The organism is Candidatus Laterigemmans baculatus, assembly GCF_010367455.1.
GTDB lineage: Bacteria > Planctomycetota > Planctomycetia > Pirellulales > Pirellulaceae > Laterigemmans > Laterigemmans baculatus.
The window spans coordinates 37,389-58,992 of the sequence record NZ_WRPR01000016.1; the positions used below are offsets into that span (position 1 = coordinate 37,389).

General features: G+C 59.5%; 16 protein-coding genes. 8 read left to right on the forward strand and 8 right to left on the reverse strand.

What is annotated here, in order from left to right; genetic code table 11:
* Positions 1–5 precede the first annotated feature (5 nt).
* Positions 6–2,264 carry a PSD1 and planctomycete cytochrome C domain-containing protein gene (locus GNK13_RS03220; RefSeq protein WP_164100998.1) on the reverse strand — a complete coding sequence of 753 codons (2,259 nt, stop codon included), beginning with the start codon at positions 2,262–2,264 and terminating at the stop codon, positions 6–8.
* A 331-nt stretch (positions 2,265–2,595) separates the two neighbouring features.
* Positions 2,596–2,973: a hypothetical protein gene (locus GNK13_RS03225; protein WP_164100999.1), complete on the reverse strand. Its 378-nt coding sequence runs from the start codon at positions 2,971–2,973 to the stop codon at positions 2,596–2,598.
* 84 nt (positions 2,974–3,057) lie between these two features.
* Here GNK13_RS03225 and GNK13_RS03230 point away from each other — a divergent pair, with 84 nt between their 5' ends.
* The 3 genes from GNK13_RS03230 (at position 3,058) to GNK13_RS03240 (ending at position 4,779) form a co-directional block, all read left to right on the forward strand.
* Complete coding sequence (locus GNK13_RS03230; RefSeq protein ID WP_164101000.1) at positions 3,058–3,342, forward strand: hypothetical protein; 285 nt, start codon at positions 3,058–3,060, stop codon at positions 3,340–3,342.
* A 155-nt stretch (positions 3,343–3,497) separates the two neighbouring features.
* On the forward strand, positions 3,498–3,968 hold the full coding sequence (locus GNK13_RS03235; protein ID WP_164101001.1) for a GNAT family N-acetyltransferase: 471 nt from the start codon (positions 3,498–3,500) through the stop codon (positions 3,966–3,968).
* Between the two features lie 388 nt (positions 3,969–4,356).
* The gene (locus GNK13_RS03240; protein WP_164101002.1) at positions 4,357–4,779 is read left to right on the forward strand and encodes a hypothetical protein; all 423 of its coding nucleotides are present in this window, start codon (positions 4,357–4,359) and stop codon (positions 4,777–4,779) included.
* 167 nt (positions 4,780–4,946) lie between these two features.
* Here GNK13_RS03240 and GNK13_RS03245 read toward each other — a convergent pair whose 3' ends face one another.
* The gene (locus GNK13_RS03245; protein WP_164101003.1) at positions 4,947–5,441 is read right to left on the reverse strand and encodes a hypothetical protein; all 495 of its coding nucleotides are present in this window, start codon (positions 5,439–5,441) and stop codon (positions 4,947–4,949) included.
* 274 nt (positions 5,442–5,715) lie between these two features.
* On the opposite strand from GNK13_RS03245, the gene GNK13_RS03250 reads away from it, so the two are divergent.
* Both GNK13_RS03250 and GNK13_RS03255 read left to right on the forward strand, forming a co-directional pair.
* Positions 5,716–6,192 (forward strand): hypothetical protein, encoded by a 477-nt coding sequence (locus GNK13_RS03250; protein WP_164101004.1) that lies wholly within the window; start codon positions 5,716–5,718, stop codon positions 6,190–6,192.
* Between the two features lie 843 nt (positions 6,193–7,035).
* Entirely contained in the window at positions 7,036–8,376 is a 1,341-nt protein-coding gene (locus tag GNK13_RS03255; RefSeq protein ID WP_164101005.1) for a DUF1501 domain-containing protein, read from the forward strand.
* A 57-nt stretch (positions 8,377–8,433) separates the two neighbouring features.
* Here the strand turns inward: GNK13_RS03255 and GNK13_RS03260 are convergent, their stop codons facing one another.
* The 3 genes from GNK13_RS03260 to GNK13_RS03270 all read right to left on the reverse strand — a co-directional run bounded on the left by GNK13_RS03260 (position 8,434) and on the right by GNK13_RS03270 (position 15,337).
* A complete protein-coding gene (locus GNK13_RS03260) occupies positions 8,434–13,593 on the reverse strand; it encodes a PA14 domain-containing protein (RefSeq protein WP_164101006.1) in 5,160 nt (1,719 codons plus the stop codon).
* A gap of 211 nt (positions 13,594–13,804) precedes the next feature.
* Positions 13,805–15,007 (reverse strand): CynX/NimT family MFS transporter, encoded by a 1,203-nt coding sequence (locus GNK13_RS03265; RefSeq protein WP_203328899.1) that lies wholly within the window; start codon positions 15,005–15,007, stop codon positions 13,805–13,807.
* A gap of 174 nt (positions 15,008–15,181) precedes the next feature.
* Complete coding sequence (locus GNK13_RS03270) at positions 15,182–15,337, reverse strand: hypothetical protein (protein WP_164101008.1); 156 nt, start codon at positions 15,335–15,337, stop codon at positions 15,182–15,184.
* A 368-nt stretch (positions 15,338–15,705) separates the two neighbouring features.
* On the opposite strand from GNK13_RS03270, the gene GNK13_RS03275 reads away from it, so the two are divergent.
* Together GNK13_RS03275 and GNK13_RS03280 are read left to right on the forward strand one after the other, a co-directional pair.
* Positions 15,706–16,956 carry a two-component system sensor histidine kinase NtrB gene (locus GNK13_RS03275; RefSeq protein ID WP_164101009.1) on the forward strand — a complete coding sequence of 417 codons (1,251 nt, stop codon included), beginning with the start codon at positions 15,706–15,708 and terminating at the stop codon, positions 16,954–16,956.
* Between the two features lie 20 nt (positions 16,957–16,976).
* Entirely contained in the window at positions 16,977–18,368 is a 1,392-nt protein-coding gene (locus GNK13_RS03280; RefSeq protein ID WP_164101010.1) for a sigma-54-dependent transcriptional regulator, read from the forward strand.
* A 20-nt stretch (positions 18,369–18,388) separates the two neighbouring features.
* Here the strand turns inward: GNK13_RS03280 and GNK13_RS03285 are convergent, their stop codons facing one another.
* Positions 18,389–18,817 carry a GreA/GreB family elongation factor gene (locus GNK13_RS03285; protein ID WP_164101011.1) on the reverse strand — a complete coding sequence of 143 codons (429 nt, stop codon included), beginning with the start codon at positions 18,815–18,817 and terminating at the stop codon, positions 18,389–18,391.
* A 601-nt stretch (positions 18,818–19,418) separates the two neighbouring features.
* Here GNK13_RS03285 and GNK13_RS03290 point away from each other — a divergent pair.
* A complete protein-coding gene (locus tag GNK13_RS03290) occupies positions 19,419–20,192 on the forward strand; it encodes a methyltransferase (RefSeq protein WP_164101012.1) in 774 nt (257 codons plus the stop codon).
* Between the two features lie 43 nt (positions 20,193–20,235).
* On the opposite strand, the gene GNK13_RS03295 is transcribed toward GNK13_RS03290, so the two are convergent.
* Entirely contained in the window at positions 20,236–21,531 is a 1,296-nt protein-coding gene (locus GNK13_RS03295) for an aminotransferase class I/II-fold pyridoxal phosphate-dependent enzyme (RefSeq protein WP_164101013.1), read from the reverse strand.
* Positions 21,532–21,604 lie beyond the last annotated feature (73 nt).

Here is a 21,604-nt window from a genome sequence, read left to right on the forward strand (position 1 = left end):
TGTATTCAGTCAACGTACATCAACTCATTCGACGCCAACAGCGTTCGCACCAGTGCCGACCAGGCCTCGAACTCGCGAGCCTCAGCGGCGATTCCCTCCGCTGCCAACACTTCTTCATACCGCTCTAGAAATTCCGCGGCTTGCGATTGCTCGCTGGCCGAAGGGGGCCGGGCATAGAGGCTGAGGTAAGCATGCTGCAGCCGCGAAGTTCCCTGAGGCTCGGTAGCGATCAACCGCTGCGCAAAACCCGCCGCCTGCTCGTGGACCAGCTCATTGTTGAACAGAAATAACCCCTGCTGCGGCAAAGCTGAATTGTCGCGGATCGCCGTGGAGAGACTGGGATCAGCGCCGTTGAACAGGGACAAAAAAGGATGTGCATGCAGCCGCTGAACCATCAGATAGACGCTGCGATGGTTCGAAGGATAGCTGCCCGGATTGAATTGATGGTGAGCCGTGAACTTCCACTTGGAAGGCTCCGGAAAAGGGTGCGGACCGGGGCGTGCCAGATCCAGCGTGCCGCCGAGCGTCAGAAGCGTGTCGCGGAACGCCTCGGCGTCGAGCCGGCGACGCTCGAACCGCCAATACCACCTGTTGCCCGTGTCCTGCTCGTCGCTGGCGGCATCGTGCTCGGTGGACATCTGATAGGTTTTCGAGAGCATGATCTTGCGATGCATCTCCTTCATCGACCATCCCGACGCAATGAATTCGTTGGCTAACCAGTCGAGCAATTGCGGATGGGTCGGAGGCGTGCCGCGATATCCGAAATCGGAGGGAGTGGCCACGAGCGGCTTGCCGAAGTGAAATTGCCAGAGGCGGTTGGCCATCACGCGTGCGGTGAGGAAGTCGGCTTTGGTGGTGAGCCATCGAGCCAATTCGAGCCGGCCGCTCGACCCTTCAGCAATCGACAGGCCTTCGGGGTCCAAGACGCGCGGCACGCCGCGCGGGACCGCTTCGCCCAAGTCGCTTGGGTTGCCCGCTTTTTGAATCTTTGCATCGAGCGGTTCGGATTCCGAAACGGCGTACGCCGTGGGGATGGTTTCCGCGGAGTCAGCCTCCTCTCGCTGACGCAACTCGTCGGCAGGTATGAGCGGTGCGAAGTGCGTCTGCTTGCGGACTTCTTCGGCCCCCGGGAACGGATACTGTGTGCTGGCAAAGATGCCATACAAGGCGTAATAGTCGTGCTGCGACAGGGGCTCGAATTTATGATCGTGACAGCGTGCACAGCGGAGCGACAACCCTAGGAGTGCGGGCCCGACGGTCGCCAGCGTGTCTTCGATCACGATGTGCATGTCTTCCAACTCACGCGTCCCCATCCGCTTGGCCTGTGCGATAAAGCCGGTGGCGATGACCAGTCGCTCATACTCTTCCCGCGGCGCTTCGCGGGCCAGCAGATCCCCGGCCAACTGCTCGTGCAGGAAACGGTCGTAGGGAACGTCGGCGTTAAAAGCGTCCACCACGTAATCGCGATAGAGATATGCCTGCGGGATCGGATAATCGGAGTTGTCGCCGGCCGTGTCCGCATATCGGACCAGGTCCAGCCAGTAGCGTCCCCACCGCTCGCCGTACCTCGGCGAAGCGAGCAACTCGTCGATCACCGCGGCAAACGCCTCGGGTCGATCGTCCGCGACGAAGGCTTCAACTTGTTCCGCGGTCGGCGGCAGCCCGATCAAGTCGTAGTAAGCCCGCCGCAGCAGCACATGTTTGTCGGCGGGCCCGTTGGGCCGCAGGCCTTGCGGATGACGCGCGGCAGAGACGAAGCGATCGATCGGATCCTCTCCCCAGCCGGTCGGATCCTCTGGCAGGGGAACATCCGCCAGCGGTTGAAACGCCCAGTGGGTAGTCGGAGAATCTGGGCCGACCGCCACCGTCTTGGGCCACTTCGCCCCAGCGGCGATCCAGGCGGTCAGATCGGCAATGGCCCCGTCTGAGAGCGGCTCTTCCGGCGGCATCTGAACCGGCTGGTCGTCATCATGCTTTAGCGCAAGGATCAGCAAGCTTCGCTCCGGGTCGCCCGGGACAACCGCCGGGCCATGCTCGCCCCCTTGGAGCAACGCTTCCCGCGAATCGAGCCGCAATTCGCCGCTGGCGACATCGGGGCCGTGGCACTGAACGCACGCTTCGGCCAGCACCGGACGAATGCGAGTTTCGAAAAAGGTCGCGTCAGCCCGGTCGGCCGCCGTTTCCTGTCCTACGGCGGTGTGAAGCGAACCGGCACAGGACGCTACAAATCCACCGAACAGCACCCGCACGTACCAACGAGACATGGCTGACCTCGAGCAACAATTGAGCGCGTCCGTGAGTTTCAGTTGAAGTCTAGCGTACCACTGTAGCGCTCCCCCATCAATTATTCCGTCCACCCTCCCTGGAAAGCGGTACGATGGGAGCATTACGACATGGCCGTCCTGATCGTAACCGCGCTTGTGTCGACGGGGGGAGTAAGACGCGAGTCTGTCGGCTTATCTCGAGGTCCCTTTTCTCCGGTCATGTATGTCCCAGCAGCCAGGCACAACGCCGTCCCCGACTGATCCCTATCAGTGGATCATCGAGCAGTTGCGGGCGCCCCCGCCGCCCGGGCCCGCTGGGAAACGGTCCGCGTCAAAGAAGTCCGCCGCCGCTTCGAACACGTGCCTGATCGTCGAAGCGCTGCCCGGGGACAATACGGCTGAGGACGTCGCTGCGGCCTACAGCAATTGGCGCCGCGCGCCCGAGATCTTTCGGCCGCTGGTCATGGCATGGCGCGCCGATGCACCCAGCGGCCGCAGTTACTTTCTGTTCATCTGGAATCCGGTGAAGCGTGAGTCTCTGCCACGATTTAGGAAGTTCTTCGAAGTCACCGGCCGGCGGTTCGGAGAACTTCGAGAAGATCTGATCGGCAGGGTCGGATCCGAAAAGGTCGATCTTCGCAGTTGCCGTCTTGTCCACCACGACGACATTGTCTCGGCAGAGTCTCGTGACCGGACGCTCAAGAAACATCGGCGAGAATCCACAAGGGTAGGCCGATTTGGCGTGCCATTATCGAAACAACTATTGGCAAACCGCACCGGAGCTTGCGAATGCGTGCAGTCCTGGGAATTTAGCACCGAGAGCGACGCGCATGACGAGGAATTCGTCAAACGAAGTTACGCGGAAGCGGATGAGGCTCATACCTCAATTGAGCACTGTTTGAACGATGTGTATGGTCCTCCCGTGAGCACCGGCGAATCGCATCGAGAGATCCCGCATGGCGGCATCATCCGCTACACACTCTGGCAGCTGGACCAACGGAAGCTGTATCTGGTCACGATCCACGAAGGAATCGGTCTTCCGATTGAGCTAATCCTTGGAGCGCTCGCCCGCAAATAGCACCCGCCTCCGTGCCCCGCTCTGAGCGAAATGCGATCACCGATGTACTGATGAAACAACCACGAATGACACGAATGACACGAATCAGTCGAATGGGTTCGCGGACGGAAAGGGACCGCGGATAGCACGGATGCGGATTGGTGCACGGAATAAGAATGCGAACTTTCGAGATCCGCCGAGCCGACAATTCGGACTCAGCACAAGTCGCTTACGTACTTGATGCGGCTTTTTCGCCGCTGCGGACGGTTTATGTGCCGACCCGCGAGGCTGTCCAGCGACAAGAGCAACTGCCTTCGGCGATGCGAGTGGTCGCAGAAGTCGCTGGGCGGGTCGTTGCCACCGTCGAAGTGGATCAAGGCCGGCACAATTTGAACTTGATTGGATTTGCCGTTCACCCGAGCTTCCAGCGTCAGGGGATCGGGCGTGCGCTCGTCGACTGGATTGCAGCACATTTTGCCGCCCCCGCAATGGAACTCGCCACCATTCGAGAGACTGGAAACGTGCCTGTGTTTGAGCGAATGGGGTTTGAGGTCATGGGCGAGAGGGTGGCTGACTGGTGCGAGAGTGGTCAATTCGAGTGCTTGCACGAAGTCACGATGTCAAAGTCGCTCGCATCGTTCGATTGAGGGCAGCCATTGCTGGCCGCCCTCCCCGCACGCTGTGAGACGCCGTCGCTGGCGGCTCCGCACTCGGTCCGTTGTTCGCAATGCCGGGAGCGCTCGCGCTTTCACCGAGTTGTCCGAGGTCGTGCGACAAAGCGGCCTTGTCTCCGTTTGGTTGACGCGCCCCCGGTGGCTGGCGAGAATGCGCCGCCGCGGTCTCACAATCCGGTGGGAAAAGTTCCGTCCGCACCGTTCTTGCCGGTATGGCCGGTGGTAAAGAAGTTTGGCACTTCGAGCAGATACGTTCTCCAGTGGCACGCGAGATTTTTTGGTGACAAGCCGACCCACTCATCAGATCAGCAGAGTTCCTCGCTGGCCGCGATTCTCGCTAAAACATTTGTTGCTTGGAGCTGTGCTTGTCGCTCTCCTAGTGGCGAACTTTGCCAATCACCGAAAGATTGCATATCTGAGAGCTGAGTTTGCCGACCTCAAACGCGACGTGAATGCACAGCGGCCGCTATCCGAACGGGAGGTCGCCACGCAGTTTCACGACCGCCTTTCAACTGTCGTCGACTCGAACAGGGACACAATGGGAGTGATCAACGTCTCCGTGAGAGACGTCCGGTACTCTTCAGCTGCAGATTCGTACAAGGTGGAATTTGCATGGACCGACGCGACTGACCATAAAACATGGTTTGCGGAGGTTATACTCAAGTCGGACGGATACGGTTCCTACACTAGTCTCATCCGTAACGAGCCGTTCATTACTCCGCTTGGGTACAAAAATGGCGTCCCCATTGAAGTCAAGACGCCTTCGCCCTTGTCCGACGCGTAGCCGGTACGCGATTGGCCGAACAACGCAGTTAGAATGCGTCTTAGATCCTGATCCACAGGTTATGAAAGTCTGAGGCCACTTCCGGCTGGTGAATTTTTGCAGCCTTGGCAGCGCGCTTTACACCACTACGATTTCGCCGTCAGGAATTGACTCTTTGCGGTCCAGCACTACCTTCGCCGTTCCAGGTCTCGGAGCGTCAGATCTGGGGCAAAACTGCGCCCAATGTTGTTTCTCGATAGGTCAAAAGATGGCCAGCCGCCGACGTTCGATGTTCGGATCCCGGGGTGGGACGGCAGAAACTCTTGGGGTGACGACTGGTACCACGCCGTGTCGTCGTCCGGGTCGTACAGGACGCCGATGATTCTCGGCATGACGAACGGCTCTGCCGGGGCTGACCGATATCTCCCCCTGATCGTCGTCATGTCGTCGATGATCCCGGTGACGTAGCTGTCTCCGAGGTGAAGCTCGAAGGGAACGGCGAATCCCTCAACGACCAGCAGGTCGTGCTCCCGGAGTGCCTGCCGCAGCGACTCATCTGCCAGTATCTCCGCCTCCAGTTGAATCCGATTCATCGTGGTGTCGAGCAGTAGTCCAGGCAGCTTCTCGATCGGGAGGCACTCTGGATCGAATTCGATTGGCAAAGCGAGATTCGTTGCGGACATCGGGGGGCTCCTGAGCTTGAGTGCGTGAAGTAGTCGGTCGGGCCGACAAGATGCACTCCGCTCCTGACACGTTTGGTCACACACCCGAAGAAAATTTTTTTTCTCCCCAGCGGTGGGGGAGCGTTCGATCACGGCAGAGATCCCATCGCGCTGCGCCCGTTCGATCGGGCGAGCCTTCAGCACCGTGTCATTTGTGCAAGCCGCTTATTTTTGAATGGGAAGTCGGGTGTCGTAATTGACGTGGGAATATTCCGTCGATTTGAAAGCGAATCGAATGTCTCGTGCGGAAGAGAACCGACGGCGTGCCGGCCGGTGGCGACGGTTTAGCGTCCGCTTTGTGCTCGCGATAACCGCTTGCTGCGCTGTGCTGCTGGGAATCTGGAATGCGTATTATGACGTGCCGGAAACGCACCAGATTCCGGCTTACGAAAAGGCACCTGGTACGCGAGCTCTCACCGCACCTGTCGGGCCGAATCAAATCCGCATCCGCTCGATCGCTCGCAACCGGCGGGATGGAAACATCGAACTTAGAGCTGGACCGGGACTGGCCCGATCCGGACCCTTTCCGCATTCTGGTGTGATCGCCGCCAGCGGTCCGTGGCTGGACGTTTACCAGTTTGAGCTTGAGCCGGGAACCGACCGAGTCGAGATCATCGAGGCTCGCGTGTTCGACCACGCCACTCGAACGATGCTCACCAGCGTGAGTCCCGCGTTCGGCTGGCAAACGATCCCGCCGGTGGTGACTCCCTAGGATCCCCCCATCGGTTGACCTGCCCTTGCTGGCCGGCAAAAATTGTTGCCAACGCGTCCTCACCAATCGGCGGAAATAGCCTGTCACACACCAATCCCGCCGGGCCGTCCGCTATTCCTTGAATCGGGCGATTAATCACGCATCACGGAAGAACCCTGCATGTCGCATACTGCCGAAGCGTCTGTCGTGAACGACTGTTCGCCCACGAACACGGAACCGTCAGTCATCGTACTGGCGAAGCGAGTCTTTAGGGATTGGGAACACTTACGCGTCTACTATGTCTTGATCCTTGGCGGATTTGCGATGCTTCTCGCGATTCCTGGTGCTATCCACAATGGATCCTACCTTCTCACACTTCGCGGCATCGTTGACATCGCCGAAGTCGGGATTGTCGCGAACATCTGTTACTTCACTGGGCCCATATCTGAGACGTATGTCCGTTGGCTTGGGTATGAACAGAAATGGGTGCGATGGTTCCTTTTCGTAGGTGGGACGTTACTGAGCGTCGTGCAGGTTCTTTTCACGCTCGGTTCCGTTGTGGCTTCCGCTGCGGCATCAATACCAAACTGAAGCCACGGAAGCGCGGGTAAGCATCGCTCCTCGGATCGCCCAATCTCGCTAGCAGCCGTTCGTTGCAATGCCGCTGCCTGTCGGTGCGACGGTCCGCAAAATCCTGCCGCACTACGGGATTTGATTGACCCTCGGCTTGCTCCCGGTGAAAATGCGCTTCGATCGGGGTTCGCTAATTTTGAGATTAGCGGGTTGCCGGACGAGTCGGTGAGCGGGTCGGTCCGTCGCAGGGTCGGGCGAGTGCATTCTCAAAGCCGAGTGAGAGTCGAATCAATGGGCAGCAATATTCGCATGGCTTCGCGGCGAAGTTTTCTGCAGGCTGGCGCATTGGGCGTAGGTGGGATCACGCTGAGCGATTTCTTCAAACTGAAAGCCGAAGGAGCGGTTCGCTCGTCCGCTGCCGGCCGGAGCGTGATTCTGTTTTGGCTCAGCGGTGGCCCCGGGCACATGGAAACTTGGGACCCCAAGCCGCTCGCTCCGGCGGAATATCGCGGACCGTTCGGAGCGATCGAAACCAGCGTGCCAGGGATCCAGTTCGGCGAACTGATGCCGGAGCAGGCACGTCTGGCTCATCACTTGGCAGTGGTGCGAACGGTCAACCACGGTTCGGGCGACCACACGAAAGGCAACCACTGGATGTTGACCGGCTTCGAGGGTCCTGCCTTCAACTCGCCGGATAACCGTCAGCAACGTCGGCCGGCGATGGGTTCGGTGGTGGCGCGGCTGCGTGGCGCGAACGAAGCGGGGATGCCACCCTATGCCGCGGTGCCGCATTTGCGCGGTGGCACCGACAACTTGTTCCATTACGCTGCCTACTTGGGTGGTGGTTGGAATCCATTTGTGGTGAATTCGGATCCCAGTGACGCCAAGTTCTCAGTCAGGGATCTGACGTTGGGGAAAGGATTGAGCTTGCAGAGGCTCTCGGACCGGCGCAGCTTGATGCAGTCGCTTGATACGTTTCGTGCATCTGCTGATCGACAGATGAGGGACATTGACGAGCATCAGCAAACCGCTGTCGATTTGCTGACCAGCAACCGTGCTCGTGACGCGTTTGACGTGTCGCGCGAAACAGAAGCATTGCGTGATCGGTACGGGCGGCACACCTTTGGCCAAAGCGCTTTAGTCGCGCGACGGCTGGTCGAACATGGGGTCTCGTTCGTCACCGTCAATTGTGTGCCGTGGGACCATCACGGCTCACCGGGACAATATAAAACGGAGGAAGGTGCGAGGCTCTTGATTCCACCACTAGACCGGGCGATCGCGGCCCTCGTTGAAGATCTGATCGACCGAGGGCTGTACGACCAGACGCTGATCGTTGCGATGGGCGAGTTTGGGCGCACTCCTCGGATGAATGCCAATGCGGGACGTGACCACTGGGGCAATACGTTTAGCGTCCTCTTCGGCGGTGGTGGTTTGAGAATGGGTCAGACGATTGGTCGCTCCAGTCGCCGCGGCGAAGAGGTGGTGGAGCGCCCGGTGGATCCTCAGGATGTGGCTGCCACCATCTACCATCACCTGGGAATTGACGCCCAGGCCGCATCGTTCGTCGACCATTCGGGGCGTCCACTCGCCGTGCTTGATCGAGGGCGACCCATCTCTGAGCTGCTGGGGTAGACCCGCTTGGAGCGTGTCCTGCTCAAGCTGAGCAACTGCGAAAGATACGGTTTCTTCCTATCGGTGAATGTTCGTGAAGTCAGCGAGCGTTGCCGAGAGATCCCACTCCAGTTCCAGGTGGCTCGAGAGGAGTGCGTCAACGGCAGCGGCCGGGGGCTCTTGGTGGCTCGAGCGGTGAGGCGAGGAGGGTAAAGGTGCAGTTGTAAGGGCGTGAGCACCTGCGACCGATGGCGTATTGGTAGTCCCGTGCGCGATCGAAAAAGCCCCGCGGTCCATATCTTCGGATGGCTCCGCCGCATCCGACCGGGCGATGCTGGGTAGTTGGGTGGAGTCTCCCGCGGCGAGGGCGAAGAGTTCAGACCCCGGCGACGATGATCCGTCCGCTTCGGAAGCCTCGCCGGAAGGCCGGATGCGGTTAAGGCGATTGATCACTCGCAGGGCATCGAGCGGCGTCACCGATCCGTTGCCGTCAACGTCGATATAACGTGGCGGCGCATCCTGGGGCGGAGCTGGCGCCAGCGAACCCGCGCCGAACCGGTTCAAGTGGTTGATCACCACCAAGGCATCGAGTGGACTGACGGTGCCGTCGGCGTTCACGTCGTTGGGGTCTGGGTGGTACTGCCAAGGGGCTGCGTCGAGCACATCGATCTGCAGGATGATTGTTGCAAACGGTTGCTGAGAGTCCCGCGTCGTCGCAAGCACCGTCAACTCGAATTGCCCCGGACCCTGGGCCTCGCTTGGAGTCCAAACGAACTGGCCAGTCACTGGATCGATGCTGCTTCCCTCCGGAGCCTGCTCCAAGCTGAAGACCAGCGGTTCTGGCGGCTCCTGTTTGGGCTCGAGCGAAACCGCCAGCCGCTCTCCTTCTTCGACGCTATCGACGACCAGCTCGGGTGCGAATACCACGAACGCCGCCCGGTAATCGCCGCCGGGCAACCCATCGCCCGACGGTGAAAATTCCCAGCCGTGAGGCGAGGCGTAACCGGCGATGTGCGTGTCCCGGTACTCGCCGTCGAGCAACCGGCCGTGGCGTGAGGTAATGCCTCCGGGACTGCCGTCCAACTCAATCAGATAATGACCGTTCACGAATTCAGTCGCCGGCTCAAACGTCGCGATTTTCCGCAACGGGTCCCAGGCAATCGTACCGTCTGCCTCACTCAGATACGAATCGTTCCCATCGAAGAAATCGGCATCCGGCGAATAGCGGACGCGGAAAGATTCCGGCGTCAGGCTGTTGGTGGCCAGCGACTCGCTAAAGGTTACCGCGATCGATTCAGGAGCCGTGGTGAGAGCCGTGTTTGGCTGGATGTTAAGATCTACGATCTGAAGATTTGCCGAGAGCGCATCCCGTGTCGACATCGCATGGTTCGAGTCCCACAGCAACTGAAACTCGTTGGCCGAATCGCCTTCTTCATACTGAACTCGAATGCGGTAGGTGCCTTGGTCGAGCCGTACAGACGCGGGGCCCGTTCGCGCCGCCTGTGGTGACCCCCAGTGGTTGCTTACCAGTTCAGGACCGGAAGCGTCGAATTCCCCATCGCCATTGATGTCGATCCACAACCGGCTGCTGTCATCGCTGCGGGTGAAGAGTCTCGCTCCGCCGGCGGGGATCTCGATGGCACCATCCCACTGCACGGAGAAATTATCCCAATCGCTCTCGGTCCCGCCCGTGATTCCAACCCTACTGCGATCACCGAAGTCGGAATCGACGAAACTCAGGATTGGGTCGACGCGAGCCCCCGCGGCCGTCTGCGTGTATCGCCAATCCTCCTGCGTCTCGACACCTCGGAGGCTTTCATCAAAGTAGGTGCCAATTAAGCCTTGCCGCACTTTTTCCACTTGTCCGAACAGCGCCGACGCGGGCACAGCAACGCCCACGTTGAAGGTCTCCTCAAGCGTCAGCGAATGACCCGCAGCATCGAGCAAATCCGCTTCGAGGCGATACTGGTCCGGCTCCAGCACACCTCGTGAGTAAACGCGGAGGAGTGGATCCGACGTGCTTCCAATGCGATCGTAGACCACATCGACCGGGGCGAAGGTATCGTCCGCGGTGTCGAAGAGATCATCACCGCCAGCCCCTCGGAGGGTGAATTCCGTGGCATAGACCTCTAACACGTCCAGCTCGTCATCAAAATGAATTTCAAACAGGTCGCGGTCGTGTGGGTGCCGGTGGTGGGCGGCTTGGGTCACGACGGCTGGAGCGTCGTCTTGCGTCGCGACGAGGAATTGAGTCGTGAAATCACCCCCTGCAACATCGTCTCCGGAAACTTGAGGCCAGGTCAGAACGCCTTGAGTCTCGCCGTCGAGCCAATTCCCCTGGAGATCAGTGACTCCTTCACCGCCACTCTTCAAGGTGACGGTATAGCGATCCGGGACCAGCGTGGTGTCCGCCTTCCAAGTGATCGTGGAGGTGAGCGGATCGTAAACGGCTGTTCCCGGCTGGATGCCGGTGGCGTCCCCGGCAACGATTAGATTGTCTTCCGTCAGTGTGGAAGGATCGATCTGATCATTGACCCAGAAGACCAGCTGCCTCGTGCCGTCGATGGTCGCACCGCCATCGGGCCAAGAGGCAATGATTTTCGGCCCCGCGTCATCGAAAGCTCGCTCGGGAGTCACTTTCAGTCGATAGTTGCCGGCGGTGCCGAGTTCGCTGCGCACGCGCACGAAGTAGTCGCCTGAGTGGCCGAATGTATGCACCAGGTAGGGATCGACCGAAGCGATTCCCGTGTCGCGGTCTAGGGCATTCTGGCTGGAGGCGATCACGGCTCCGCTGCTGTCGAGCAATTCGAGCGTCGAATCTAGCGGAAACTGGAACTCGGCCGCCTCGATGTCGAAAGCGTATGACTCACCCGCTGCGGCAGTGATTTTGTAGAGATCCAGGTCGGTGGGACTCGACACCGCACCCACGACGACGGCTTGGTCGTTTCGGGGATCGGCGTCGGCCATCATCTCCTGGATGTATGGCATTAATCGCTGGGCCGACTCGAATTCGTCATTCGATTCGTCCTCCAGCGTGAATCGCCCGGCTTGCAGAACCCAATCTAAATAGTTCCGTTCGTTCTGCAGCTTGGGCAGGGAGATCCTCGGGTCGCGGGAAATCCGGTTGTAACTGCCGACCGGGAAGTAGTGATCGTGGCCGCCGGAACTGGTCACCGCCAGAGGGTAGCGGGTCGAGGCCAAGCCGACGCCATATCCGCCCATCACGTAGGGCAGACCGAGCCACAGGTCGGACAACTGCTGCCAATCGGCTCCGCACGTTCCCGTGCCGCTGCCGCTCGGCTGGCGGTTACCGAATCCACCGCTACTGCGACCGTAGCATCCATCGTCGCTGGTCGTAAACTCCCAGGCGACATGCTCGGCGGGCCCAGGATCCATTTGCGTTAGATCGATTTGATAGATATCAAATTGCGATTCGAAAAAAGCTAGGAACGCATCCACCTGCTCTGGTTTGCTATATCCGCTGTAGTCCTGATAGAACAGCGGAATATCGCGGTAGGTTGGAAACTCGCGAAGGGTTTGTGCGACCAGGTTGTAGGCGCCAAGCCCCTCCTCAGCCGTGGCCTGCACCGTGACGTAGTAGCGGCCTGTGGTTTCTGGTCGGTAGTGGTAGCGAGCCGTTGCGATGCGGCCCACCGTGGAATACTCGAGCGGTTGACCATGCTGGTTGTAAAGGGTGACGATGCGGTTTTGTGCCGCTAGATCGCCTGCGGGAGACTTGAGTGTGAAGCTGTAAAAGCCGGTGGCGGACAGGTCGACTGCGTACACATCCACGTCAGTTAGGCTGGAAAGAACTCCCACGCCGTCTTGGTGACGCCCGCACGCCACCGTGCCGGCCGAGTGAACTGAATCACTCCACAGCAGGTAGGCGTTGTTTCCGCCGCCACCCTCTTCGTACTGAATGCGGATGCGATAGGTGCCCACCGCAAGCGGCTCTGAGGATTCGCTTAACCGTGTGGCACCGCTGGTGCCCCAGTGATTATTGATGAATTCTTCACCGCTGGAATTAAAACTGCCATCGCCATCGATGTCGATCCACATTCGGCTACCGTCGTCGCTGGCCGTGTAGAGCTGCGTGCCTGCTTCGACGATGTGGATGAAGCCGTCCCACTGGACGGAGAACGAATTCCAATTCTGGTCGCTGCCACCGCTCAACTGAAGCGATTCGCGGTTACCCCAACCGTCTTGTGGGAAGTGCACCTTTGCGTCCACTCGCGTGCCGGCAACAACCTCGCTCACGCGCCAATCGGTGCTGGTCGAGCCGCGGAGATTGCTGTTGAAATAGGACCCGGTTAACCCATGGGTGGCCGATCCGTCATCAGGCGTAAGGTACGCGCTGGGCACGACGTGGGGACCGAGGCTCATCAGCGTAGCCGCATCGAAGCTGTCACCGGTTTCCGCATCCAGCACCGGCTCGCTGGCTATCAGCAACTGGCCCACATAAGCGCCGCTGAACGCGCCGCCGTTGCTGTGGATCCCGAGCACATAGGTTCCGGACTGAGCAATTTCTGCGGTCAGTCCAAGTCCCTCGATCCCTACTTCGATAATTTGGCCGTCGGGCGTTTCCAGGGTCACCGATGGACTGGCACTGGGTTGTTCGGCAAAGTTGACAGCGACGGCTTGGCCGGCGGAAGCGTCGAACGAGTAGTAATCGACGTCGTCCGTGCCCGCGATCAAACCGCGAATTTGGGTCTCGCCGGGCAACGGATTGGCTGTCGCTGGCGTGTCGTTGCTTTCCGACTCGGAAACGCCCTCGAAGGGGACAATGCTGGTCGCAATCTCGTAAGCACCCGTGACAGTCCCAAAAGGACTGTCAGCCGTCAGCCGCAGGAAGTAATTTCCTGAAGCCGTCGCGGTGAAGGAAAAGCTAGCTCCGGAGAGCGACCGACCCCTGACGCCACCATCTTCACCGAGGATCTCGATCGTCGGCCGGAAACCGGGCGATCCAGGAATTCCGCTCGCCGCATAGGCCAGCGTCAGGGTGTCGCCGGAGCTCAGCTCGACCCGAAAGTGATCCACGTCGTGCAGGTCGCGGATGCTGCCGGTCAACGTGTCATCGAGCGAGCTGAAGGCCGTACCCATCTCCGGGGAATAGTTTGGCTCGATCTCGGCCGCCAGCAGCATTCGCTTCTCGAGACGTTCGAACGCTCCAATTCGGCGGTGTCGGCGTGATCGATGGGCGATGGCTTGCCGAGGGCTCGGCAGGTGGCGTCGCATCATTCGTTCATTCCAAACCGCAAGTGGAGCGTCAGCGAGGAGAGGGACCACCCCCGGCGTCCGGAGGAACCGGGGACCCCCAGTCTAATGTGCCGCACCACGAGTGACCACGCAGTTCGCCAGCAGAACTGGAGGCGAGAATCGCAGCCTCTGCCGCGTCGGAGTTCAGAGGGCCCCGCGTTGCCGTGAGTCGCTGGGGCGAAGGGGCGTGACGCTAATGGTCGCCACTGTCGACCGTTCCTGGCCTTCCGGCCTTCCAGCCCATCGCGTATTTCAGAACCGCAATGAGCAAGAGTAGGAGCAGCGAGTAGGTCCAGCTCCCCGTCGAATCGAACAAGCCGCCAAACACGACGGGACCGGTCGCGGCAACGGAGTAGCCGATCGATTGGGCCATGCCGGAGAGCTCCGTGGCAGTCTCGGCCGCATGCGACCGGAGGACGATGAACAGCAACGCCAATCCAAAGGATCCGCCCAGCACGAAACCGACTACCGAAACCCACAGCTCAGTAAGACCCAAGGCTGGAAACATCAATCCGACGAGCCCGATCGCCTCGCAGGTAGCCAAGCAGAGAACGATGCCGCGTTGATCTGGCCTGTTTCCGGCAAGCACGGGGACGCTCAGAGATCCCAAAATGCCGGTCGCCTGTGACAAGGACAGCATCCATCCCGAGTAAGCCGCGTCGTAGCCTCGGTCGATTAACACCGCCGGCAGCCATGCCAAAACAACGTAGAACGTGAATGACTGAAGGCCCATAAACAGAGCCACACTCCAGGCGAGCTTTGAAGTCCCGAGATGCTTTATCGCCTCGGAAAAACTCCGTTTGTGCTCAAATCGCCTGAGCCGATTCACTTGGGGCCACCAGACTAGGGCGGCGAAGATGGCCGGCAGCGACCAGATACCCAATGCACCTTGCCAGCCCAAACCAAAATCTCTGGCCAATGGAACGCTGACGCCAGCCGCAAGCGATGCACCCAATCCCATGGCGCTTGAGTAGCAGCTGGTAATGAAGCCTGCTCGAGATGCAAAGCTGCGTTTGGCGATGCTGGGCAGCAAGACGTTTCCAAACGCAATCGCAATGCCTATCAGGAGCGTGCCCGCGTAGAGGGCGGCGATCCACCCGACCGCACGCGTCGCAGCCCCGATCGCCAGCAAGGCCATCGCACCGAGCAGCGTGCCGCCGATTCCGAAGCGGCGTGTGAACAAGGGAGTCAGAGTCGACACGACTCCGAACGCTAGCAACGGGAGTGTGGTTAGCAGACCGAGGTGAGAATTTGAAAGGCCTGTCGACTGCCGGATTTCATCGACCAGCGGACCGACGCTGGCCAGCGCCGGACGAAGGTTGACGGCAATAAGAAGAATACCGATGAACAGCAAACCATTCGCCGGCCGTGATGGATGCGTCGTTTTTGCTGGCACCATGCATTCAACGTTTCAGGTAGCGGCTCTCGGAATCATGGCCGAACCCAGGTTATAGCATAGTGCTTGGCGAGAGATAAGCAGCCGGCAGACTGCGACCGGCAGTGTTCAGCGTTGGGACTACTCGAGGAGGTGGATGGGGGATGGGCAGAGGGGAACGGTGAAAACAGTACCTCACGCCTGCGAACGTAACAGAATCGCCACGATAGCGATCAGGATCAACACGAGTTGGCCAAGTAAGATCTCGCGGAGGCTGAATGCATGGGCCGTCCTCCGTCCTTCTGGAACGCGACAGTCCTCAAGGTGGTGGCTGGTGCTGCGAATCGACATGGATCTATCCTCGATGGCGGGAAAAAGCGAGGAACACTCCCGTAGTATCCGCTGTAGAGCTAAAGCAACGAAGGTGCCGGGCGCTCAGCCGAGCCCGGTCGTTCCCTGATCCATAAGGAATTGCACAGAATCGTGCAGCATGGTTCGCTTCCGAAGCCGTCGTCGAGTGTCAACTCGGGGATAAAGCGTCAACCCGCGCTGACGTCAGCCGTTGTGGAAGGGCGGGGGAGCACAAGGGGATTCGAGGCCCGAGTCACGATCGCGGTCGGCCCGCCGTCGACCAAACCCCGCTGCTTTTGCGACGCGGGTGGGGCTCGCATTAAAATGCGTCTTAGTACGCGAGGCTTTTTTCACGGTATGACCAAGCGATGAAGACGCCGACACCACCAGAGCCGACTCCGTTGCCACGGCGGGGAGATCCGATCGCAGCTGAGTATTTTCGCGCGATTGCGGAGAGTACTGTCGACTGGGAAAGCTGGATGTCGGATGAGGGTCAGGTGCTGTGGGTCAATCCCGCGGTGGAGCGGTTTACTGGCCGGACGCCGAGCGAGTGTTTGGCAATGGAAGACTATCCACTCCAGCTAGTCGCAGAGGAGGACCGCAGACGCATCGCCGGGTACCTTCACGAGGCACAAGGCGGCCGCGTTGAGAACAACGTCGAGTTCCGGGTGCTCCATCGGGACGGCACTCGGCGTTGGGCGGCAATCTCCGGGCAGTCGATGCGAGGCTCCGAGGATCGATCGCTCGGCTTCCGAACGAGCGTTCGGGACGTCACCGAAAAACGTGACATGCGGGAGCAGTTGCGGCTGCACAATAAACATCTCGAGCAGTTGGTTCAGGAGCGAACCGCACGGGTGGCTGAGCTCGAAAAACATCGGCTGAAGATGGAGAAGTTGGCCGCACTCGGCGAGCTCGCTGCCGGGGTAGCGCATGAGATCAACAATCCCTTGGCTGGTATACGAAATGCATTTGCGTTGCTAAAGCGTCACCTGCCACCGAGCGTAAAGCATTACGACAAGCTCGATCTGATCGACAGCGAGATCGAGCGGATCTCCGGCATCACGCATCAGATGTATCAACTGTACCGGCCGAGCCAGCAACGATCGACAACCTTTTCGATTCGTCGGTGCATCGAGGAGATCCGCGTGCTGACGCGTCCCATGTCGCGGAAGTGGAAGGTCGATGTTCGCACCGAGTACGGTTCGATGGTGCCAGGAGGCGATTTGGCCGCGGATGAGGTTCACCTTCGGGAAGAGGAGCTGAAACAGGTAATGCTGAACCTCATTCACAACGCGATCCAGGCCTCGGAGGCCGGTCATGAAGTCAGCGTTTCTGCCGCGACGGAGCTCGATCGGCTGGAGATCCAAGTTGCCGACCAGGGGCACGGGATTCCCCCGGAATTCATGGCGAAGGTGTTCGATCCATTTTTCAGTACTAAAACCGCAAAGGTGGGTCAGGGGATGGGGCTGGGGTTATCGGTCACTCGCGGTTTAGTCGAAGCGATGGAGGGGACGATCGAGATAGCCACCGAGACCGGAACGGGAACGGTGTTCGTTGTTCGCCTGCCTCGATCGCTAAGTCCTCCTAGAGACGTGACACCCGACATGCAAGGAACCTAAGAAGTTTTGAATGCTCAGTTATGAATGTACAGCCACCTTGTATTTTGATCGCCGATGACGAGCCACTCTATCGCGATACCACTGCCGATCTGCTTCGCGAGGAAGGCTACCGATGCGTCTGCGTCGAGGACGCCAACGATGCAATCGACCAGCTTAGAGAGCAATCATTCGACCTCATCCTTTCCGATTTGAACATGCCCGGCAACCTAAAGCTGGAGCTCTTGAGGGAGGGGCGAGTCAGGTATGGGCACATTCCCATGATCGTGATTACCGGTGTTCCGTCGATCCCTTCGGCCGTCGAAAGCGTGCGGCTAGGCATCGCGGATTACCTGTTGAAGCCGGTCAAGGTCGAGGAGTTGTTAGCGGCTGTTGCGCGAGCACTCCGGCAACCGCCTCCGTCTCGGGAAACGCTCGACGCAGACTCAGTGGTGAGTAATCCGCGTTCGAGGTATCCGCAGATTGTCGGCGAGAGTCCGCCGATGTTGGAGTTGCTAGGCATTCTCGATCGCGTCGCGATGAGCAACGCGAACGTGCTGATCACGGGCGAGAGTGGTACAGGCAAGGAAGTGATCGCTGGAGCGATTCACGACCACAGCAATAGGCGAGGTAAACCATTTCAGGTCATCGATTGCACTGCGATTCCAGAGGCGCTGTTCGAGTCGGTGGTGTTTGGGCACGCGAAGGGTTCCTTCACTGGTGCCGTCAAAGATCAGAAGGGACTGCTGCGTCATTGCGACGAGGGAACCGCATTTTTTGACGAAATCGGCGAACTTCCCGCGGTTTCGCAGGCAAAATTGCTGCGCGCGATCCAAGAGCAGACCTTTACACCCGTCGGCGAAAGCAAACCCATCAAGGTCGATACCCGGTTTATTTGCGCCACCAACCGCGATCTTCAAGCAGAGGTTGACGCCGGTCGCTTCCGGCGTGACCTATTCTACCGACTTGGGGTGATTCATATCGAGTTGCCGCCTCTGCGAGATCGTGGCGAGGATGTCGTTCTGCTCGCCAAATATTTCCTGGAGAAGTTGCACCCAGCCGACCGGCGAATCGTCGAATTTTCCGAGGAAGTCATCGAGTGCTTTCGGCGATACGAGTGGCCGGGCAACATTCGCGAGCTTCGTAACGTTATTGAACGTGCTGTCGCTTGGGCCCAATCGGAGACGGTCCAACTGGCGGACCTGCCGAAGCAGGTCCGCGATGCGAAGGAGAGCCGGCGGCAAACCAACTCCGGCCTCACGGAAATTTCTCGAGAAGAAGCACTCGACAACGCCGATCGCAGCTACCTGACGGCTCTGCTCGAGAAGCACGGCGGCAATATTTCGAAAGCTGCACGCCAGGCCGGTCTGTCCCGTCAGGGAATGCACAAGCTGCTGGGACGGCATGGCCTGGATGCTGCTGACTTTCGTGCGTGAGGCAGGTGCAACGGGATCGGTCAAGCGACCGCAGCCGACCGGTCGGGCTGTGAGTCGATTTCGATGATCATGATTCTTGTGGCGCCGCGAGGAACCCGGACCTCGACAATGTCGCCCGCGCGATACCCGAGAATCGCTGCACCGATCGGCGCTAGAATTGAAAGTTTACCGCCAGCCACGTCCGCCTCCTCCGGGTAGACCAGCTGGTAGGTCTCGATCTCATCGCTGCCGACTTCCCTTATGCGAACCACCGATTTCATCGTCACCACGTCTGGCGGAAGGTCGCCGGGGGTGACGATCTCCGCGTTCTCGAGTTCGTCCCGCAAGTCGTTAAGGTAGGGTTTGTCTGCGAGCGCGCGAGTGAATCCATCGCTGAGCAGCGATTTCAGGCGTCGGTGGTCGTTGACCGTGGTGATGATGCGATTCGCAACAATCTTCTTACGCAACATTTCCGTCTCGTGTCTTAGGTCACTTCGAAAGTGGTGTTTCTGCGGTCCGTGGATGCAGCGAACATGCCAGCTGGCCAGATCCAAGGCAATCGGCGAGCCAATGCGCTGGCGGAGTGGTGGTAGTCCGCGTCGAACCGGGCGATTTGGGCCGCTCTTCGCGAGTTAGGTTCGTTTTCGCACTGCCGCTCGATTCGAATGTGACGACTGCAGTTGCCGGCGGTGTCAACTCTTGGGGACGGGCCGTTGCTGATGCGGCTCGGGCTCTGCCTGTGAAAAAATGCGAGAGAGGGAGTCCTGCAGGCTTTCCGTCTCCTGAACCAGCTCGACTTTCGCGTGAAACAGATCAAGACGATCTCGAGGCAGGGCGAGGAGGTGATCCAGGACTCGTCGAAAGCCACCGCCGCTCTGCATAAAGTTAGGGTTGGGGGCCCTTCAAGTGACATAGTCGGAAAAGCCAAACCGCCTGCCCCGACCGCCGCTATTGTTGACAAACCAGAGCAAAGTATTCGGCCGCATGGAGCCGAGGTTGGGTTGGTACTCGTCGTAGTAAACTCGCTTCCTCCACCGATAGGCGGATCGGTTCTTACGATTCGTTAGCCCGATGTCGACCACAATCCGAGGTTCGCTGCGCACGGCGACCTCACCCAGCAATTGCATCGAGTCCTCGCCGGTGGCCGCGAGGCTGAAACGAGCGTTGCTGCAGGCATTTTTCACCGCATACTATCCCTATGCTCGCCTGCTGACGTGGCTGATGCCGACGCTGACGCTCGACGGAAAGACGTTGCATATTCCGCCTGCGGTGTACAAGCCCCTTGAGAACGAGCACCACTATCGGGATTTCGTGCAATCCGGGGATACGGTGTGTGACTTGGGTTCCGGCAGTGGAGTGGTGTCGGCGTTCGTTGCCGAACGAGCAGCCCGCGTGGTGGCACTCGATATCGGACCCGAAGCGGTTGCGGCGACCGCGGCGAATTGCGAGCGTCTCGGTCTAGCGAACGTTCAAGTGCAGCAGAGCGACATGTTCGCCGCCACCGAAGAACGGTTTGACGTCATCTGTGCAAACCCGCCGTTTGTCGAGATTCCGATGCGGGGTGCTGACAAGCAGTGGGCGACATCCGTCACGCTACTGAACCGGTTGTTCACCGAGGGCCGCGACCACTTGCGGCCGGGCGGATCGATCGTGGTGCTTTATCCTCGGCGCAAATCATCGCGGCTGCAGGAGTTTGCCCGGGAGGCCGGGTTTGCGCTCGTGGCGTCTCGAGCGGTCGGTCCGAAAAGCGTCAAACTGTGGTTGCTGTGCGGACTGTACCTGCAACTGTTCTTTGACGCTCATTTTTTTGTCTTTCGTCGAATCGACGAATCCACGCACTGTTAGCGGACCGCTCTATCCGCCGCGAGTCGCCGAGGTGCGCTCTGGCTCAACCCTCGCTCGCCAGACATTGCACGATCTGGCGGACTGTGTAATCAATATTCTGCTGGCTGTGGCGTGCGGTCACGATCAAGCGGATCCGGCCTTCGCTCGGCTTGACCGCTGGATAGACGACGCTCACCGAGAACACGCCGTTCTCGTACAGTCGCCGATTGACTCGCAGCAAACGCTCCGGCTGATCGATATAGATGGGCACGACCGGGCTCTGGCTGTTCTTTAAATCAATGCCGACGGCTTGAAGCGCATCGCGCATGTAGCGGTTGTTCTCGTGCAGTCGCTGGACCACTGGCGAAGGCGAACGCAGGAGCCGCAACGAGGCGAGAGCTGCGGCCGCATCGGCAGGCGAGACGCATGCCTGGAAGATATAGGAATTTGCGCACCACTGTAGCAGCGGGATGTATTGTTCGGCGCAGGCGATGAATCCTCCTAACGAACCGGTGGATTTGCTTAACGTGGACATCACGAAGTCGACATCGTCGGAAAGGCCGAGCTGACGGCAGTAACCGCCGCCGTCCTGACCATAGAATCCGAAAGCGTGGGCCTCATCGATGTAGAGTCGAAATTGGTAGCGACGTTTTAGCGCAACCAGGTCCGCCAATGGCGCGAAATCGCCACTCATCGAATACGCCGACTCGGCTACGACGAGCACGTCGCGGTAGCGGCTGCCGTGATGGGCCAATTTTCGTTCCAGGTCGGCCACATCGTTGTGGCGGAAGGGGAGCCATTTGGCGCCGGACATTTTGATGCCATCGATGATCGAGGCATGCGATTCCCGGTCGAAGAGGATGAGATCTCCCGACCGGGCCAGGGCCGACAGTGCGCCGAGGTTTGCGGTGTAGCCGGTAGGAAACAGCAGGGCCGCCGGTTTCGCCACGCGTCGAGCCAGTTCGGATTCGAGCTGTTTATGGACATCGCACATGCCGCCCGACATGCCTGATGTGCCCGCACCGGTGCCGTACTGCTCGGTTGCCTCCTGGGCGGCCCGAAGCACTTCGGGATGGCGATTTAGCCCCGTGTAGTGGTTGACGCACCAAGACACACAGGTACGCGATTGATCGTGATGAGGGTCGCAGATCACGGCCGTCGCATCGCTACCGGTGGCGCAGTATCGATCCTGTGTATACAGATTGGCTGCGATTTGCGCATTTTTCTGTTTGTACAGAGCGGCGCTGAGCTGTGCGAGATTCGCACCGGATGCATCGAGGCGGTTCTTGAGTTCGACAAGGGGAGTATGTCGGTCCACCAGCCCCTCTGCGTCGGAGGGTCTCGTTGTCAAAGCGCTCATCGTTATTCGCAGTAAGTCGGTTCGTCACGGACGCCAGCCGTTTCCACACCGAAACGAAGCCTCTGGCGATATC